This is a genomic window from Bradyrhizobium sp. NBAIM08 (assembly GCF_020193935.1).
Taxonomy (GTDB): domain Bacteria; phylum Pseudomonadota; class Alphaproteobacteria; order Rhizobiales; family Xanthobacteraceae; genus Bradyrhizobium; species Bradyrhizobium yuanmingense.
Genome location: NZ_JADYVR010000008.1, coordinates 31817 through 48779, shown reverse-complemented (window position 1 = coordinate 48779; position 16963 = coordinate 31817). Strand labels below are relative to the sequence as shown.

Genomic DNA, 16963 nt, shown 5'->3' with positions numbered 1-16963 from the left:
CTGGATGGAGCGCAGCGAAATCCGGGACAGGCTCATCCGCGGATGCGATTGCCCCGGATTGCGCTGCGCTCCATCCGGGCTACTGCAGCTACTTCGCTTTGCCTACCCTACGAGAGCTTGCTTAACCCGCCGCGATCTTCTCCGCGCGCTGGAACGCCGGCCGCGCCGTGCAGCGCGCGAGATAGGCGTCGAACGCCGGGCGCGACGGCACCATCTTGAACAGGCGCACCGCGAAATTCAGGCCGGAGCCGATGACGACGTCGGCTGCGGAAAATTCCTCGCCGAGAATCCACGGGCCCTTCTCGAGCGCGGCCTCCAGCACGTCGAACACCTGCGTCGCGCTGCCCCAGGCCGCGGTCGAGGTCGGGATCTCGATCTTGGTGAAGATCTGGATAATGGCGGGCTCGATGCAGCCCGGCGAGAAGAACAGCCATTGCAGGTAGCGCGCCCGGCGCGGATCGGTCACGGCTGGCGCGAGCCTGGTTTCGGGATAGCGGTCGGCGATGTAGGCGCAGATCGCGGCGGCTTCGGCGAGCGCGGCATCGCCGTCGGTCAGCGCCGGCACCTTGCCCATCGGATTGATCTTCAGATAGTCCGGCGCCTTCTGCGCGCCGGTCGAGATGTCGGTCAGCACGCGCTCATAGGGCAGGCCGCTCTCCTCCATCAGCCAGAGCGTCGTGAACGAGCGCGAGCGGGGCGACCAATAAAGCTTGATCATGGCGGGAACCTTTATTGCTGGAGCAGCTGAGGTAGCGTTTTGTCGAGACTCGTCGTCAGCAGCGTGCGGACACCATCGCGCAGCGCTTGGTTGCCCGCCACCTCGTTGGCAGACGCCGGAAAGGCCGTCTCATCCAATTCCTTGTTGGGGCCGCTGATCGGGTTGATCCCGATCAAGCGTGACATCATGGGTTCGGCATCCGTTGACGCCGCGCCCTTCTTGACGACCTCGAACGACTGTCCGTCGTACACGGTGATATAGGTCAGCGCGAACAGGAACGTGCGTCGCTTGATGGGATTGCCCCACTTCACGATGCCAAATCCTTCGACGGATTGATTCGTGTTGCTGAAGCCGTTCTGAAATCTCTCGACCAGGACATAGAGCTGACATTTGGTGCCTGCCGCGCTCTGCTGAACGAATTCCTGCCGCTCCTGGTTTCGTCTCAGCATCGGCGATCCGGATCCGCCAGCCTGCGCCCAGGCGCTCGGTGAATAAGCGAGGCGCTTGACAGATTTGCCGGCTGCGGCCGCGCGAACCCGCGACATGACGATGTCATCAAGTCCCCAGCCATCGATCGCGACGGGCACGTACTCGTTGCCAAACATGGTGAAGCCAACCTGCTGAACACCGAACCGGTTGCCGACGACGGAAATGAGACCAATCCCGCACGGTCCTGCATCCGCAGCGACAGCCTGTTTGGAGCTCGGGGCGGCTTTCGGCGTGGTGCTCTTGGCTGGCCGAGCCGGCGATGGAGCGGATTGGGCCGCCGCGCCTGCGATGAGCCCTAACAGAAAGATCGTAGTCAAGCAGATGCGAAACATGGGACGGCTGATGCAGGTTGCGGTTTCCAGGATATTCTCATCGACGAGAGACATCTACTAGTGCGCGCCGATGACAACCGCAAGGTGAAGACCCGCTCGTCCTACCCGCCGCCTGGCCGTTGCCGCTTCCACCGGTAACACTTCATCACGAACCCGTTCGACGGCTCGATCTCTTCCTTCTCGAACACAAAACCTTCGCGCTCGTACCAGCGCCAGGCCTTCTCGTTCTCGCGGACGCAGCGCAGATAGATCTCGTCGGGCATTTGCGTGCGCGTGAAAGCGAGCAATTGCCGGCCGAGCGATCGGCCCTGATGGGCAGGCGCGACGAACAGCATGTCGAGATAGAGCTTCGGCAGGTGCAGCGCGAGCATCGCTCCGATCGTGCCGCGATCGTCGGCGACGAACAGGCTCCAGCCGTTCTCGATCTCGCGCTTGATGCGCGCACGCAAATTGGCCAGCAGGAAGTCGCTGGCTTCGCCGAGCCCGGTCGAGACCCAGCTCTCCATCCAGACGCGGCCGATCTCATCGTATTCGTCGGAGCGGGCGAGGCGGATGACCGGATGCGACATGAGCCAGTCAAGCCTTCTGGCCGCGCAGGGATTGCCGCGCGCGCACCTTGCCCGCGGACAGGCACACCACCTCGGAGATCTGCAGCAGCTGCCGCGACAGCGGGCTGGTCTTGCGCCAGACCATGCCGATGGTTCGCGACGGCTCGGGGTCGCGGAAGCGCGCCAGCGAGACCGAGGCGGAGCGCGTCTCCACCGGCACCGCCATCTCCGGGATCAACGTGACGCCGATGCCGGCGCTGACCATCTGCACCAGCGTCGATAGCGAGTTCGCATCGAGCATCTCGCGCGGCGGCGCGGCCTGCATGTTGCAGAAGGAGAGCGCCTGGTCGCGGAAACAGTGCCCTTCCTCGAGCAGCAGAAGCCGCATCTCGCGCATCATCTCGCGCGACGGCACCGGCGTGCCTTCATCGGCGCCCGGCCGCACCAGCAGAAACTTCTCCTCGAACAGCGCGACCTCGGTGAGCGAGGGCTCCGACACCGGCAGCGCCACGATGGCGGTGTCGAGCCGGCCCTCCACCAGCTCCTGGATCAGCCGCGGCGTCATGGTCTCGCGCACGCGGATGTCGAGCTCCGGGTGCATGCGCGTGAGGTTCTTGGTGATCTTGGGCAGCAAATAGGGCGCGATGGTCGGGATCATGCCGATGCGCAGGCGGCCGGCGAAGCGGTCCTGCGAAGCGCGCGCGAAATCGCCGAGCTCGTCGACCGAGCGCAGGATGTCGCGGACCCGTTGCGCCAGCTCCTCGCCGAACCGGGTCAGCGCGACCTGGCGCGCGCTGCGCTCAAGCAACAGGCCGCCGAGCGTCTCCTCCAGTTCCTTGATCTGCATCGACAGCGCCGGCTGCGAGATCGAGCAGGCCTCGGCGGCACGGCCGAAATGGCCGTGGCGCGCCAGCGCATCGAAATACCGGAGCTGGCGCAGCGTCAGATTGATCATCAGAAAATCCTATCGCAGCGATCACTAAAGTCAACTTCCCCTGATAGGACGCGACGCTTAGAGTGGTTCTACCTGGCCAAGGGCGCGAGTTCGACGCCGCCAGAGGAGGTATTCATGGACGACACTTCGAAGTGCCCGTTTTCGGGCGGAAAACCCACGCGCTCAAACCGCGATTGGTGGCCGACGCAGCTCAACATCGAGGTGCTGCACAAGAATTCCGACAAGTCCGATCCGATGGACAAGGACTTCGATTACGCCAAGGAGTTCAAGTCGCTCGACCTGAACGCGGTCATCAAGGACCTGACCGCGTTGATGACGGATTCTCAGGAATGGTGGCCGGCCGACTTCGGCCACTATGGCGGCCTCATGATCCGCATGGCCTGGCACAGCGCCGGCACCTATCGCACCACCGACGGCCGCGGCGGCGCCGGCGCCGGTCAGCAGCGTTTCGCCCCGCTCAACAGCTGGCCCGACAACGCCAATCTCGACAAGGCGCGCCGTCTGCTCTGGCCGATCAAGCAGAAATACGGCCAGAAGATTTCCTGGGCCGACCTGATGGTGCTCGCCGGCAACGTCGCGCTCGAATCGATGGGCTTCAAGACCTTTGGTTTCGCCGGCGGTCGCGTCGACGTCTGGGAGCCGGAAGAGCTCTATTGGGGGCCGGAAGGCACCTGGCTCGGTGATGAGCGCTACAGCGGCGAGCGCCAGCTCGCCGAGCCGCTCGGCGCGGTGCAGATGGGCCTCATCTACGTCAATCCGGAAGGCCCGAACGGCAAGCCGGATCCGGTCGCCGCGGCCAAGGACATCCGCGAGACCTTCGCCCGCATGGCGATGAACGACGAGGAGACCGTCGCGCTGATCGCTGGCGGCCACAGCTTCGGCAAGACCCATGGCGCCGGCGATCCCTCGCTGGTCGGTCCAGAACCGGAAGCCGGTGCGCTTGAAGACCAGGGCCTCGGCTGGAAGAGCAAGCATGGGGCGGGCCACTCCGCCGACTCCATCACCAGCGGTCTGGAAGTGACCTGGACGAAGACGCCGACGAAGTGGAGCAACAACTTCTTCGAAAATCTCTTCAACTTCGAATGGGAGCTGACGAAGAGCCCGGCCGGCGCTCAGCAATGGACCGCCAAGAACGCCGAAGCGATCATTCCGGACGCGTTCGATCCGTCGAAGAAGCATCGGCCGACCATGCTGACGACCGACCTCTCGCTGCGCTTCGATCCCGCATATGAGAAGATCTCGCGTCGCTTCCTGGAGAACCCGGATCAGTTCGCGGACGCCTTCGCCCGTGCCTGGTTCAAGCTCACCCATCGCGACATGGGTCCGATCCAGCGCTATCTCGGCCCGCTGGTGCCGAAGGAGACGCTGATCTGGCAGGATCCGATCCCGGCCGTGAACCACGAGCTGGTCAGTGAGCAGGACATCGCGGCCCTCAAGTCGAAGATCCTGGCCTCGGGCCTGACGGTGCCGGAGTTGGTCTCGACGGCCTGGGCCTCGGCCTCGACGTTCCGCGGCTCGGACAAGCGCGGCGGCGCCAACGGTGCGCGCATCCGCCTTGCTCCGCAGAAGGACTGGGAGGTCAACGAGCCGGCTCAGCTCGCCAAGGTGCTCGGCAAGCTCGAAGCGATCCAGAAGGACTTCAACGCCTCATCCGGCGCCAAGAAGGTCTCGCTCGCCGACCTGATCGTGCTCGGCGGCACCGCCGCCGTCGAGAAGGCTGCCAAGGATGCCGGCGTCGACGTCAAGGTCGGCTTCACGCCGGGCCGCATGGATGCTTCGCAGGAGCAGACCGATGCGGCCTCCTTCGCCCCGCTGGAGCCGCGAGCCGATGGCTTCCGCAACTACATCGGCAAGCGGCATCAGTTCATGCAGCCCGAAGAGGCCCTCGTCGACCGCGCCCAGCTGCTGCGGCTGACCGGTCCGGAGATGACGGTGCTGGTCGGTGGCCTGCGTGTGCTCGGCGCCAATGCCGGCGGATTGAAGCACGGCGTCTTCACCTCGAAGGTGGGAACGCTAAGCAACGACTATTTCGTCAACCTGCTCGACATGAGCACGCAGTGGGCACCGCCCGGTGCGGACGGCGTCTACGAAGGCCGCGACCGCAAGACCAACACCGTCAAGTGGACCGCAACGCGCGTCGATCTGATCTTCGGCTCGCACTCGCAGCTTCGCGCCTTCGCCGAGGTCTATGCCACCTCGGACTCCAAGGAGAAGTTCGTGAAGGACTTTGCGAAAGCCTGGACCAAGGTGATGAACCTCGACCGCTACGACATCGCGGCGCGATCCTGATCGGGGGCCCGCAAACAAAAGGGCGGCCGAGAGGCCGCCCTTTTTTCATCATCCCGGATCGGCGTTACACGTCGAGTATGCCGGCCTTCGCGGCAGCGTAGCGCTCGCCCACCGCCTTCCAGTTCACCGTATTCCACCATGCCTTGAGATAATCGGCGCGCCGGTTCTGGTAGTTCAGATAGTAGGCGTGCTCCCAGACGTCATTGCCGAGCAGCGCCCGCTTGCCGTCCATCATCGGATTGTCCTGGTTGGGTCGCGTTTCGATGGCGAGCTTGCCATCCTTGCTGACAGTCACGAACACCCAGCCCGAGCCGAACACGCGCCCGCCGGCAGCGTTGAAGTTCGTTTGCAATTTCTCCATGCCACCGAGATCGCTGTCGATCGCAGCGAGCAGGGCACCTTCCGGCTTGCCGCCGTGCGGTCCCATGATCTGCCAGAACATCGTGTGGTTGGCGTGGCCGCCCATGTTGTTGCGGACGCCAGTGCGGATCGCGTCGGGAACGGCGCCGAGATTGCCGAGCACCTCGCCGACCGGCTTTCCCGCGATCTGCGGATTGTCCTTGGCGAAATTGTTCAGGTTGGTGACGAACGCCTGATGATGGCGGTCGTGGTGGATCTCCATCGTCTTGGCATCGATATGCGGTTCCAGCGCATTCGCAGGATAGGCCAAAGGATCGAGCTTGAACGGCCCTGCGGACGCCGCGGCGGCTTGCGCAAACGCCATGCGCGGGGCAGCGGCAGCCGCGACGAGGCCGGTTGCAGTGAACATGAGGCGGCGCCGGGATATGGACGTCATTTGGTTCTCCTGTCTTGGGACGATCCGCTGATGAAGCGTACGGCGGTACGATAGTTACGCAACACCAACCATTCCGGGTTTCGAACGCGGTCACTCCGACGCTGCGGCGGAAGCGCGCATGGCCTGCGATGATGCAGGCGGCACGGCAAAGAAAAAGGGCGGCCTCTCGGCCGCCCTTCGCGTTTCCGGACTGTCGCGAGGCCTTACTCGCCGGCGGCTTCGCGCGGGGCCTTCTCGCCCTCGCCGCCCTTGTCCTTGCCTTCGAGGTCTTCGCCCGTGGTCTGGTCGACCACCTTCATCGACAGGCGGGTCTTGCCGCGATCGTCGAAGCCGAGCAGCTTGACCTTGACCTTGTCGCCTTCCTTGACGACGTCGGAGGTCTTCTGCACGCGGTTGGCCGCGAGCTGGCTGATGTGGACGAGACCATCCTTGGAACCGAAGAAGTTCACGAAGGCGCCGAACTCCATCACCTTGACGACAGTGCCGTCATAGATCTGGCCGACTTCCGGATCGGACGCGATCGACTTGATCCACTTGATCGCCGCCTTCATCGCCTCGCCGTCGCTGGAGGCGACCTTCACGGTGCCGTCATCCTCGATGTTGACCTTGGCGCCGGTCTTCTCGACGATCTCGCGGATCACCTTGCCGCCGGTGCCGATCACCTCGCGGATCTTGTCGGTGGCGATCTTGAAGGTCTCGATGCGCGGCGCATATTCGCCGAGCTCGGCGCGGGCCGCGGTGAGGGCCTTGGCCATCTCGCCGAGGATATGGATGCGGCCGTCCTTGGCCTGAGCCAGCGCGACCTTCATTATCTCTTCGGTGATGCCCTCGATCTTGATGTCCATCTGGAGCGAGGTGATGCCCGCTTCCGTGCCGGCGACCTTGAAGTCCATGTCGCCGAGATGGTCCTCGTCGCCGAGGATGTCCGAGAGAACCGCAAAGCGCTTGTCTTCGAGGATCAGGCCCATCGCGATGCCCGCGGTCGGCCGCTTCAGCGGCACGCCCGCATCCATTAGCGCCAGCGAGGCGCCGCAGACCGAAGCCATCGAGGACGAGCCGTTGGACTCGGTGATCTCCGAGACCACGCGCGTGGTGTAGGGGAATTCATGGTGCGGCGGCAGCACCGGACGAATCGCGCGCCAGGCCAGCTTGCCGTGGCCGATCTCGCGGCGCTTGGTGCCGCCGAGGCGGCCGGTCTCGCCGACCGAATAGGGCGGGAAGTTGTAGTGCAGCAGGAACGTTTCCTTGTACGTCCCGGACAGCGCGTCGATGTACTGCTCGTCCTCGCCGGTGCCGAGCGTGGTCACGACCATCGCCTGGGTCTCGCCGCGGGTGAACAGCGCCGAGCCGTGGGCGCGGGGCAGCACGCCGACCTCGGCGACGATGTTGCGGACCGTCTTGCTGTCGCGGCCGTCGATGCGCTTGCCGGTATCGAGGATATTCCAGCGAACGATCTTGGCCTCGAGCTCCTTGAACACGCCGGCGACACGGAGCTTGTCGTATTTCGGCTCCTGGCCCTCCGGGAAGTAGTGGGCCATCACCTTTTCCTTGACGACGCCGACGGCGGCATAACGCTGCTGCTTGATCGGAATCGCATAGGCGGCGCGCAGCTCCTGCTCGACCAGGCCGAGCATCTCCTTCTCGAGCGCGGCGTTGTCGATGACGGTGACTTCGCGCGGCTCCTTGGCGGCCTTCTCGGCGAGCTCGATGATCGCGTTGATGACAGGCTGGAAGTGGCGGTGACCAAACATCACCGCGCCGAGCATGATGTCTTCGTTCAGTTCCTTGGCTTCCGATTCCACCATCAGCACGGCGTCGGCAGTGCCGGCGACGACGAGGTCGAGCTGGGTGTCGACCATCTCGTCGAGCGTCGGATTGAGAATGAACTCGTCGTTGGCGAAGCCGACGCGGGCCGCGCCGATCGGGCCCTTGAACGGCACGCCGGACAGCGTCAGCGCCGCGGAGGCCGCGACCATCGCCACGACGTCGGGATCGTTCTCCATGTCGTGCGACAGCACGGTGACGATCACCTGGGTCTCGTTACGCCAGCCGTCGACGAACAGCGGGCGGATCGGTCGGTCGATCAGGCGGGAGACCAGCGTCTCCTTCTCGGTCGGACGGCCCTCGCGCTTGAAATAGCCGCCGGGAATGCGGCCCGCAGCGTAGGCCTTTTCCTGGTAATCGACGGTCAGCGGCAGGAAGTCGACGCCCTCGCGCGGCGCCTTCGCCGCGACGACGGTGGCGAGCACCACGGTCTCGCCATAGGTGGCGACGACGGCGCCGTCGGCCTGGCGGGCGATCTTGCCGGTTTCGAGCTTGAGTGGGCGTCCGCCCCAGTCGATCTCGACTGAATGCTTATTGAACATAGAGGTCTTCTTTCATGGGTTCGCGAAAGAAGGGACGGCTCTCGAAAAACAAAAACCATGCGCAAGATTGCGGGACGCTGATCGGAGCGGATGATCAGCGTCCTGCGATCCTGCCATGGTTTTTGGATGTCGGATGGCGTCCATCCTTTCGGGTCATACGGGCGCCTTGCCCGTTGTGCCCAGCCGCCGGATTGCTGCTGGACTGTCAGTCGGCACGAATGCAAACACCGAAACTTCGATCTTCGCTCATCATGCCCGGAGGCGAATCAACAATCCGCATCCGACGCGCACGCAACCTCGATCAAAAAGCTTAAAACAAGCGCTTTCGTTCGAAACCACGCGCGAAAACGCGCGCCGGTGGCGCGCGCAGGAACTCTTAACGACGAATATTGTGCTTCTCGAGCAGCGCCTTGTACCGCGCCTCGTCCTTCTTCTTGAGATAGTCGAGGAGCGAGCGGCGGGTCGAGACCAGCTTCAAGAGGCCGCGACGCGAATGGTTGTCCTTCACGTGGGTCTTGAAATGGTTGGTGAGGTTGTTGATGCGTTCCGACAGGATCGCGACCTGAACCTCGGGCGAGCCGGTGTCGCCGGCCTTGGTGGCATTCGTCTTGATGACTTCCGCTTTGCGTTCTGCGGCAATCGACATCGTCAATTTCTCTCGTTGCGACCGGGGCTGGCAGTCAGGCCGGTCAGGTTGAACACACGCTTGGGGATGATTTCGCCATTGCCAACTTCGGCAAGCGCCAAAAGACGGCCTGCCACCGTGACATAGACTGTGCCGCTACAAGTGGGCGCATCCCGTCCGCGCAACAAAACGGCCTGGCCCCGATGGAGCCTTGCCGCATCAGCCCGAGTGACGGCCAGTGCCGGGATGTCGTCCAGCGCGGTCTCAACGGGCAAAAGCGCGTCGGCGAGGCTGCCCTCGCCGGACGCGGCTCTATCGCACAAAGCCTCCAACTGATCCAGCGGAATCATGTCGTTTTCGCCAAATGGGCCGACCAGGGTCCGCCTCAGCGCGCAGATATGGCCGTAAGTGCCGAGAATCCGGCCCATATCGCGGGCGAGCGCCCGCACATAGGTGCCCTTGCCGCATTCGGCCTCGAACACGGCCCGGTCGTTATCTGGTTGATCGACAAGGGTTAAATGGTGAATCTCGACCGGGCGGGGCGCCAGTTCCACAACCTCGCCGTCGCGGGCGAGGTCATAGGCGCGCTCGCCCTGGACCTTGATCGCCGAATAGCGCGGCGGGATCTGCTCGATCACCCCGGTGAAGCGGGGCAGCAGCGCCAGGATGGCCTCCCGGCTCGGACGCTGGTCCGAGGTCGCGGTCACCCGGCCCTCGATGTCGTCGGTATCGCGCTCCTCGCCCCAGCAGACCGTGAAGCGGTAGCGCTTGCGGCCGTCCATCACGAAGGGGACGGTCTTGGTGGCTTCCCCGAGCGCGATTGGCAAGCCCCCCGAGGCGAGCGGATCGAGCGTGCCGGCGTGTCCGGCGCGCTTGGCGTTGAACAGGCGCTTGAGCACGGCGACGGCCTGCGTCGAGGTCATGCCGATCGGCTTGTCGAGCACGACCCAGCCATGGACGTCGCGACGGTCGCGGCGGACCTGGTTGCCCTTCTGCTGCTTGGCGCGCGGATCGTTGTTGACGCGGCGCGGCTCCTGATGCGGCTGCGAATTGCCGCCCATCTCCGCGAAATCGTTGGTCTGCGCGTCGCGCTGATCGGTGTCGTTGCCGCCGATCGTGCCGTGAGCGGGGTCCATGGTCATTGCTCTTCTTCCCGATCCGAATGCGGATCCTGTTCCAGGTCCTTCTGCACCGCAGGCGTTCGCAAAAGTTTCTCGATCCGTTCCGCTTCGTCGAATCGTTCGTCGACGCGGAAGCGAATGTCAGGTGCAAATTTCAGGTTAACGCGCCGCGCGACCTCGCCGCGCAAGAACTTCTTGTTGCGCTCGAGCGCAGCGATGACGATCTCGGTGTCGCGGCCACCGAGCGGCATCACGTAGACCGTTGCGAGCTTCAGGTCGGGCGACATCCGCACCTCCGGCACGGTGATGATGTGACCTTCGAGGTCGGCATCATGCACATTGCCTTGCGCCAGAATATCGGCCATCGCGTGGCGAACCTGCTCGCCGACGCGCAGCTGACGCTGCGAGCCGCCGGGCGCGGAACTCTTCTTCTGATGATGCCGTGGCATTTTTTCGAAAATCACCTCGTCATGCCCGCATCTGGGACACGGGCATTGTCATTTGTCCTGTTGAAACGAAGAGGGGGTGGATGGCCGGAAACATCCGGCCATCGCACTCCCGCAATCTCAGTTCAAAAAGATCCGAACGCTTCGGTAAGATTTGGACTTACAGGGAGCGCTGGATCGTCTCCACGCGATAACACTCGATCACGTCACCGGCACGCATGTCGTGATAGTTCTCGAAGGCCATGCCGCATTCCTGGCCGGACTGGACTTCCTTCACTTCGTCCTTGAAGCGCTTCAGCGTCGACAGCTTGCCTTCGTGCACGACGACGTTGTCGCGGATCAGGCGCACATTGGCGCCGCGTTCCACCGTGCCGTCGGTGACGCGGCAGCCGGCTACCTTGCCGACCTTGGAGATGTTGAAGATCTCCAGGATCTCGGCATTGCCCAGCATGGTTTCGCGCAAGGTCGGCGCGAGCAGACCGCTCATCGCCTTCTTCACGTCGTCCACGAGGTCGTAGATGATGTTGTAGTAGCGGATCTCGATGCCGTTGCGCTTGGCGGCCGCAGCGGCCTCCTTGTTGGCGCGAACCGAGAAACCGATGATTGCGGCGTTGAAGCCTTCGGCCAGCGTCACGTCGGATTCCGAGATACCGCCGACGCCGGCATGCAGGATGCGGGCGGCGACCTCGTCGGTGCCGAGCTTCTCCAGCGAGCCGAGGATGGCTTCCAGCGAGCCCTGCACGTCGGCCTTGACGATCAGCGGGAATTCCTTGCGGCCCGCCGTCTTCAATTGCGACATCATCTGCTCGAGCGAGCCGCGCATGCCGGAGATCGAGGCTGCCGCGTTCTCGCGCTTCTGGTGCGCGCGGTAGCTGGTGACCTGGCGGGCGCGGGCTTCGTTCTCGACCACCGCGAGACGATCGCCGGCCTCGGGCGGGCCGTTGAAGCCGAGCACCTCGACCGGCACCGAGGGGCCGGCCTCCTGCACGGTCTCGCCCTGATCGGAGATCAGCGCGCGGACGCGGCCCATTTCGGCACCGGCGACGATGATGTCGCCGACGCGAAGCGTGCCGCGCTGGACCAGCACGGTCGCGACCGGACCGCGGCCGCGATCGAGCTTGGCCTCGATCACGGTGCCTTCGGCGGGACGCTCCGAATTGGTCTTGAGGTCGAGGATTTCGGCCTGCAGCGCGATCATCTCGAGCAGCTTGTCGAGATTGGTCTTGTTCTTGGCGGACACCTCGACGTCGACGACTTCGCCGCCGAAAGATTCCACCTGCACCTCGTGCTGGAGCAGCTCGGTGCGCACGCGCTCGGGCTTGGCATCGGGCTTGTCGATCTTGTTGATGGCAACGATGATCGGCACGCCGGCCGCCTTGGCGTGATTGATGGCTTCGACCGTCTGCGGCATCACGCCGTCATCGGCCGCGACCACCAGCACGACGATGTCGGTCACCTTGGCGCCGCGGGCACGCATCGCGGTGAACGCGGCGTGGCCGGGCGTATCGATGAAGGTGATCTTCTTGCCGGTTTCAGGCGATGTCACCTGATAGGCGCCGATGTGCTGGGTGATGCCGCCGGCTTCGCCGGAGACCACGTTGGCGTGACGGAGCGCGTCGAGCAGCGAAGTCTTGCCGTGATCGACGTGGCCCATGACGGTCACCACGGGCGAACGGGTCTCGGTGTCGGTCGAATCGTCGGTAGCGTCGAACAGACCTTCTTCAACGTCGGAGGCGGCAACGCGCTTGACGGTGTGGCCAAGCTCTTCGGCAATCAGCTGCGCGGTGTCGGCGTCGATCACGTCGGTGATCTTGTGCATCGCGCCCTGCTTCATCAGCATGCGGATGACGTCGACCGCGCGTTCGGACATGCGGTTGGCGAGTTCCTGGATGGTGATCGCTTCCGGAATGACCACTTCGCGGATGAGCTTTTCCTTGGGCTCGTTCGAAGCGTGGCCCTTCAGGCGCTGGGTGCGGCGGCGGAACGAGGCGATCGAGCGCTCGCGCACCTCATCGGCATTGAGCGCGGTGACGACGGTCAGGCGGCCGCGCTCCTTCTGCGGGCCGGGCTTGTGGGTGGGCTTGGGGGCTACCACGGGACGCGCGGCGCCGCCGGGACCGCGGCGGATCTGGCGCGGCGCCTCGTCGTCGTCAGCTTCGGCCGCAACGGCGGGGCCGCGGCCAGCCGGTCCACCCGGACGCTGCGCGGTCGTGGTTGCAGGGCGCGCCGTCGTGGTTCCCGGACGCGCTGTGGTGGTGGTTCCAGGCCGGGACGCAGGCGCACCGGGGCGCGGTGCGGAAGCGGCGGGTGTTGCGGTCGCGGGGCGCGCGGCGGATGTCGGCTGCTCACCCTCGCCGAAACGCTTCTTGGCCTCGGTCTCGGCCTTGCGCTTGGCTTCGTCCTCGTGACGGTGGCGCTCTTCCTCGGCCTTGCGGCGGGATTCGGCGGCTTCGCGCTCGGCGCGCTCGGCAGCCTCACGGGCGGCGCGGCGCTGGGCCTCTTCCTCGGCCTGGCGGCGTTCCTCGACCTCGCGCAGCTTGGCATCGGCCAGCGCACTGGCACGGGCCGAACGCTCATCCTCGGTGAGGGTGCGAAGCACCACGCCGGAACCGGCGTTGCGCGGCGGGGGCGGAGCCGGACGCGGCGGCGCGGCGGGTGCGGCCGGCGCCGGCTTTGCCGTCACCTCGGGCGCGTGCGGCTCGGGTCCATCGCCAATGCGGCGCTTGCCGCGCTTCTCGACCACGACCTGCTTGCTGCGGCCATGGCTGAAGCTCTGGCGCACGGTGCCCGTTTCGACGCGCGGCTTGAGCGATAGCGTCTTGCTCGGAACGCTCAGCTTCTTGTCGCCAGGGGTCTTGGTATCAACCATTCAGCAGTCCTAATCCTGATTTATCAGTGTTGTGCGTTGCCGCACCATCCAATCGGGTCGTCGTTGTCTCTCAGAAATCCTGGCCGGGTTTTTCGGCAGTCTTGTCGTCGTCCGCCATCCGGTATCGGACCAGGATCTGGCTACGTGACAGGAATGACTTGCTCGCCGGGCCCGCGAGCAGGGCAGCATGTATCACATTTGACCGGGTCAGTGCCAAATCCAATTCTACCGATTTCAGAGCGGTGACGACGGGAATCTGCGCCTTAGCACCGCGATTCCCGGCATTCTGACGCGCCAGCATGTCCAATTTGCGGATTCCGTCCGCGGCCCCGTCGCTGGCATGGATCAGGACCTCGACCGTTCCTTCCCGAAGGGCGCTCTCGACCTTGCCGAAACCGGCCACGACCTGGCCCGCCTTGGCGGCGATCCCAAGGGCTTCGGTCACGCTCCGGACCAGGAGCGCCTCGATGTCGGTGGGAAGCGTCTGAGGGATGCGCAGCTCGCGCTTGAAGGCCTTGCTAAATTGGTGACGCCGCACCGCTTCCGCAACCGTCTTGCGGGAGGCGGTGAGCCACATCCCGCGTCCGGGCAGCTTGCGCTTGAGATCGGGAACTATTTGTCCGTCAGGCGATGCAACGAAGCGGATCAGCTCGTCGATCGGCCGGACCTCGCGGCTGACCGCGCACATGCGCATGGTCGCGGACCTTTCGGTCCGCGGCCCATGGTCAAGTTCGAGGTCGGAATCTGCAAGCATCCGGGCGACATTCTCCTTTGCCCTTAAGCCGGTTGATCTTCGGTCGCCTCGGCCTCCTCGGTGGGCTTGGCGAGATCGGCTTCGGTGATCCAGCCGGCCTTGACGCGGGCCTGCATGATCATCGCTTCGGCGTCGTCACGGGAGATGTCGATGCCGTCGAGCGCGCCGGCGTGCTTGGTCGGCTCGCTGCCTTCCTTGCGCTCGGTCCAGCCGACCAGATCGTCGGTGGCGCAGCCGGCGAGGTCCTCGACGCTCTTGATGTCGTTCTCGCCGAGCTTCACCAGCATCTTCGAGGTCACGCCGGGCACGTCCTTGAGCGCGTCCTCGACGCCGAGCTCCTTGCGCCTCGCCTCGAGCTCGGCTTCCTGCTGCTCCAGATATTCGCGGGCGCGGTTCTGCAGCTCCTGCGCGGTCTCCTCGTCGAAGCCCTCGATGCCGGCGAGCTCCTTGACGTCCACCATCGCGAGCTCCTCGACCGAGGTGAAGCCCTCGGACGCCAGCAGCTGGCCGACCACTTCGTCGACGTTGAGCGATTCCATGAAGACGCGGGTCGAGTTCTCGAAGTCGGCCTGGCGGCGCTCCGATTCCTCCTGCTCGGTCAGGATGTCGATATCCCAGCCGGTGAGCTGCGAGGCCAGGCGCACGTTCTGGCCGCGGCGGCCGATCGCGAGCGAGAGCTGGTTGTTGGTGTCGGGCACCACGACCTCGATGCGCTCGCGGTCCTCGTCGATCACGACCTTGGAGACTTCCGCCGGCGCCAGCGCGTTGACCACGAAGGTCGCGATGTCGGGCGACCATGGAATGATATCGATCTTCTCGCCCTGCAGCTCGTTGACCACGGCCTGCACGCGCGAGCCGCGCATGCCGACGCAGGCGCCGACCGGATCGACCGAGGAATCGCGGGAAATCACGCCGATTTTCGCGCGCGAGCCCGGATCGCGGGCCACCGCCTTGATCTCGACGATGCCGTCATAGATCTCCGGCACTTCCTGCGCGAACAGCTTCGCCATGAACTGCGGATGGGTGCGGGAGAGGAAGATCTGCGGGCCTCTCGTCTCGCGGCGGACGTCGAAGATGTAGGCGCGAACGCGGTCGCCGTTGCGGAATACTTCGCGCGGCAGCATCTCGTCGCGGCGGATGATGGCTTCGCCGCGGCCGAGATCGACGATCACGCTGCCATATTCGACGCGCTTGACGACGCCGTTGACGATGTCGCCGATGCGGTCCTTGAATTCCTGGTACTGCCGGTCGCGCTCGGCCTCGCGCACCTTCTGCACGATGACCTGCTTGGCCGATTGCGCGGCGATGCGGCCATATTCCAGCGGCGGCAGGGTGTCGGCGATGGTGTCGCCGACCTGGGCGCCGGGATTGGCGCGCTGCGCGTCCACCAGCGAGATCTGGTTGGAGTGATTCTCGACCTTGTCGACCACCAGCATGTGGCGCGACAGCCGCAGCTCGCCCTTCTTCGGGTCGATCTCGGCGTGAACGTCAGTCTCGCTGCCGTAACGTGCGCGCGCCGCCTTGGCGATGGCGTCCTCCATCGCCGCGATGACGATGCCGCGGTCGATCGACTTTTCGCGTGCGACGGCGTCGGCGATCTGAAGCAATTCGAGTCGGTTGGCGCTGACTGCCATGGCTAGTCTCCTTGGTCAGGCTCGATCTCGCCGCGCCGCGCGCGTTCGGCGGCAAGGCGATGTTTCTTCGTGTTGGTCGGGGCCGGCTTCTTCTTCGGCTTGGTGTTCTTGGTGATCTTCGCACTGATCTCCGCGTGCGGTGCAGCCGGCGGCTCCAGTCCGAGATCCCTGCGCATCTTGCGCTCCTCGGCCTTGCCGCGGCGCATGGATTCGACGATCAGCTCGTCGGTCAGCACCAGCCGGGCCTCGCCGATATCCTCCATGGTCAGGAGAACGTCGGCATCGTCGCCAGCCTTGGCATCGTCGCGATGCAGATGCACGCGGTCGCCCTCGACCGCGCCGAGCGTGCCGCGGAAGCGCTTGCGCCCCTCATGCGCGACCGCCATCTCGATCTTCACCAGGTGCCCGGAATAGCGCTCGAAATCGGAGCGGCGCACCAGCGGGCGGTCGATTCCCGGCGAGGAGATCTCGAGCCGATAGGCGCGGTCGATGGGATCGGCGACGTCGAGCACGGGCGACAGGGCCCGCGAGATCGCCTCGCAATCCTCGATCTGCATCGAGCCGTCCGGCCGCTCGGCCATGATCTGCACGGTGCAGCCGGCCTCGCCGGAAATGCGGATCCGGACCAGGCGGTAGCCCATGCCCTGGAGCACGGGAGCTGCCACCGCGGACACCCGTGCCGCGACGCCGGGCTCGACCACGAGCCGCGGCTCGGCCAGCAATTCGGCATCCGTGGAACCAGGGTTCGGTTCGGTCATGTCCAGGGTCAGAGCGCTCGTTGGTTAAGGCTTGGGTTAAGGCTTGGTTACGATTTCAAAGCCCGCTTCGGAACTTTCCCGACAACGCGTCGGGCGCATCTCCCGCCGAGCCGCGTTCAGGTAATAAAAAAGAGCGGGTCCTTGCGGGCCCACTCTCACTACGCGGATCGTATGAGAAGATGAATTGGCGCTGATATAGCGCTTTCTTAACCCCCGGACAAGGCCCATTGCAGCGGGAACGGGGCCTTTTTGCGCCCGTCGGA

General features: G+C 64.9%; 14 protein-coding genes. 1 reads left to right on the top strand and 13 read right to left on the bottom strand.

Annotation, left to right across the window (positions count from 1 at the left end; translation table 11 throughout):
* Positions 1 to 121 precede the first annotated feature (121 nt).
* Genes I6F37_RS25655 through I6F37_RS25640 form a run of 4 tightly spaced genes read right to left on the bottom strand, consistent with a single transcriptional unit; the run spans position 122 to position 3042 of the window.
* Positions 122 to 718, bottom strand: coding sequence for a glutathione S-transferase family protein (locus tag I6F37_RS25655; protein WP_036024484.1), 597 nt, complete (start codon positions 716 to 718; stop codon positions 122 to 124).
* Positions 719 to 729: 11 nt separating this feature from the next.
* A complete protein-coding gene (locus I6F37_RS25650; protein ID WP_146207651.1) occupies positions 730 to 1593 on the bottom strand; it encodes a hypothetical protein in 864 nt (287 codons plus the stop codon).
* 47 nt (positions 1594 to 1640) lie between these two features.
* Complete coding sequence (locus I6F37_RS25645) at positions 1641 to 2108, bottom strand: GNAT family N-acetyltransferase (protein WP_036009017.1); 468 nt, start codon at positions 2106 to 2108, stop codon at positions 1641 to 1643.
* Between the two features lie 7 nt (positions 2109 to 2115).
* Positions 2116 to 3042, bottom strand: coding sequence for a hydrogen peroxide-inducible genes activator (locus tag I6F37_RS25640; RefSeq protein WP_036009013.1), 927 nt, complete (start codon positions 3040 to 3042; stop codon positions 2116 to 2118).
* A 114-nt stretch (positions 3043 to 3156) separates the two neighbouring features.
* Here I6F37_RS25640 and katG point away from each other — a divergent pair, with 114 nt between their 5' ends.
* On the top strand, positions 3157 to 5331 hold the full coding sequence (gene katG / locus I6F37_RS25635; RefSeq protein WP_036009010.1) for a catalase/peroxidase HPI: 2175 nt from the start codon (positions 3157 to 3159) through the stop codon (positions 5329 to 5331).
* A gap of 64 nt (positions 5332 to 5395) precedes the next feature.
* Here katG and I6F37_RS25630 read toward each other — a convergent pair whose 3' ends face one another.
* The 9 genes from I6F37_RS25630 to rimP form a co-directional block, all read right to left on the bottom strand.
* Positions 5396 to 6127: a superoxide dismutase gene (locus I6F37_RS25630; protein ID WP_036009007.1), complete on the bottom strand. Its 732-nt coding sequence runs from the start codon at positions 6125 to 6127 to the stop codon at positions 5396 to 5398.
* A gap of 203 nt (positions 6128 to 6330) precedes the next feature.
* Complete coding sequence (gene pnp / locus I6F37_RS25625) at positions 6331 to 8493, bottom strand: polyribonucleotide nucleotidyltransferase (protein ID WP_036009004.1); 2163 nt, start codon at positions 8491 to 8493, stop codon at positions 6331 to 6333.
* 376 nt (positions 8494 to 8869) lie between these two features.
* Complete coding sequence (rpsO, locus tag I6F37_RS25620; RefSeq protein WP_008540131.1) at positions 8870 to 9139, bottom strand: 30S ribosomal protein S15; 270 nt, start codon at positions 9137 to 9139, stop codon at positions 8870 to 8872.
* Between the two features lie 2 nt (positions 9140 to 9141).
* A complete protein-coding gene (truB, locus tag I6F37_RS25615; RefSeq protein WP_036009001.1) occupies positions 9142 to 10260 on the bottom strand; it encodes a tRNA pseudouridine(55) synthase TruB in 1119 nt (372 codons plus the stop codon).
* A complete protein-coding gene (gene rbfA / locus I6F37_RS25610; protein WP_036008998.1) occupies positions 10257 to 10688 on the bottom strand; it encodes a 30S ribosome-binding factor RbfA in 432 nt (143 codons plus the stop codon). The genes truB and rbfA overlap by 4 nt, the downstream gene beginning before the upstream one ends.
* A gap of 157 nt (positions 10689 to 10845) precedes the next feature.
* Complete coding sequence (gene infB, locus I6F37_RS25605; RefSeq protein ID WP_225144089.1) at positions 10846 to 13554, bottom strand: translation initiation factor IF-2; 2709 nt, start codon at positions 13552 to 13554, stop codon at positions 10846 to 10848.
* Positions 13555 to 13624: 70 nt separating this feature from the next.
* On the bottom strand, positions 13625 to 14308 hold the full coding sequence (locus I6F37_RS25600) for an RNA-binding protein (protein WP_025032907.1): 684 nt from the start codon (positions 14306 to 14308) through the stop codon (positions 13625 to 13627).
* Between the two features lie 23 nt (positions 14309 to 14331).
* Positions 14332 to 15942, bottom strand: coding sequence for a transcription termination factor NusA (nusA, locus tag I6F37_RS25595; RefSeq protein ID WP_036008974.1), 1611 nt, complete (start codon positions 15940 to 15942; stop codon positions 14332 to 14334).
* 2 nt (positions 15943 to 15944) lie between these two features.
* On the bottom strand, positions 15945 to 16700 hold the full coding sequence (rimP, locus tag I6F37_RS25590; protein WP_225153036.1) for a ribosome maturation factor RimP: 756 nt from the start codon (positions 16698 to 16700) through the stop codon (positions 15945 to 15947).
* Positions 16701 to 16963: the final 263 nt, after the last annotated feature.

Coding starts and splice junctions, on each gene's coding strand:
- rbfA (WP_036008998.1), bottom strand. CDS start 10,688: ATGCCACGGCATCATCAGAAGAAGAGTTCCGCGCCCGGCGGCTCGCAG.
- I6F37_RS25600 (WP_025032907.1), bottom strand. CDS start 14,308: ATGCTTGCAGATTCCGACCTCGAACTTGACCATGGGCCGCGGACCGAA.
- rimP (WP_225153036.1), bottom strand. CDS start 16,700: ATGACCGAACCGAACCCTGGTTCCACGGATGCCGAATTGCTGGCCGAG.
- katG (WP_036009010.1), top strand. CDS start 3,157: ATGGACGACACTTCGAAGTGCCCGTTTTCGGGCGGAAAACCCACGCGC.
- I6F37_RS25630 (WP_036009007.1), bottom strand. CDS start 6,127: ATGACGTCCATATCCCGGCGCCGCCTCATGTTCACTGCAACCGGCCTC.
- rpsO (WP_008540131.1), bottom strand. CDS start 9,139: ATGTCGATTGCCGCAGAACGCAAAGCGGAAGTCATCAAGACGAATGCC.
- nusA (WP_036008974.1), bottom strand. CDS start 15,942: ATGGCAGTCAGCGCCAACCGACTCGAATTGCTTCAGATCGCCGACGCC.
- I6F37_RS25655 (WP_036024484.1), bottom strand. CDS start 718: ATGATCAAGCTTTATTGGTCGCCCCGCTCGCGCTCGTTCACGACGCTC.
- I6F37_RS25645 (WP_036009017.1), bottom strand. CDS start 2,108: ATGTCGCATCCGGTCATCCGCCTCGCCCGCTCCGACGAATACGATGAG.
- I6F37_RS25650 (WP_146207651.1), bottom strand. CDS start 1,593: ATGTCTCTCGTCGATGAGAATATCCTGGAAACCGCAACCTGCATCAGC.
- truB (WP_036009001.1), bottom strand. CDS start 10,260: ATGACCATGGACCCCGCTCACGGCACGATCGGCGGCAACGACACCGAT.
- pnp (WP_036009004.1), bottom strand. CDS start 8,493: ATGTTCAATAAGCATTCAGTCGAGATCGACTGGGGCGGACGCCCACTC.
- I6F37_RS25640 (WP_036009013.1), bottom strand. CDS start 3,042: ATGATCAATCTGACGCTGCGCCAGCTCCGGTATTTCGATGCGCTGGCG.
- infB (WP_225144089.1), bottom strand. CDS start 13,554: ATGGTTGATACCAAGACCCCTGGCGACAAGAAGCTGAGCGTTCCGAGC.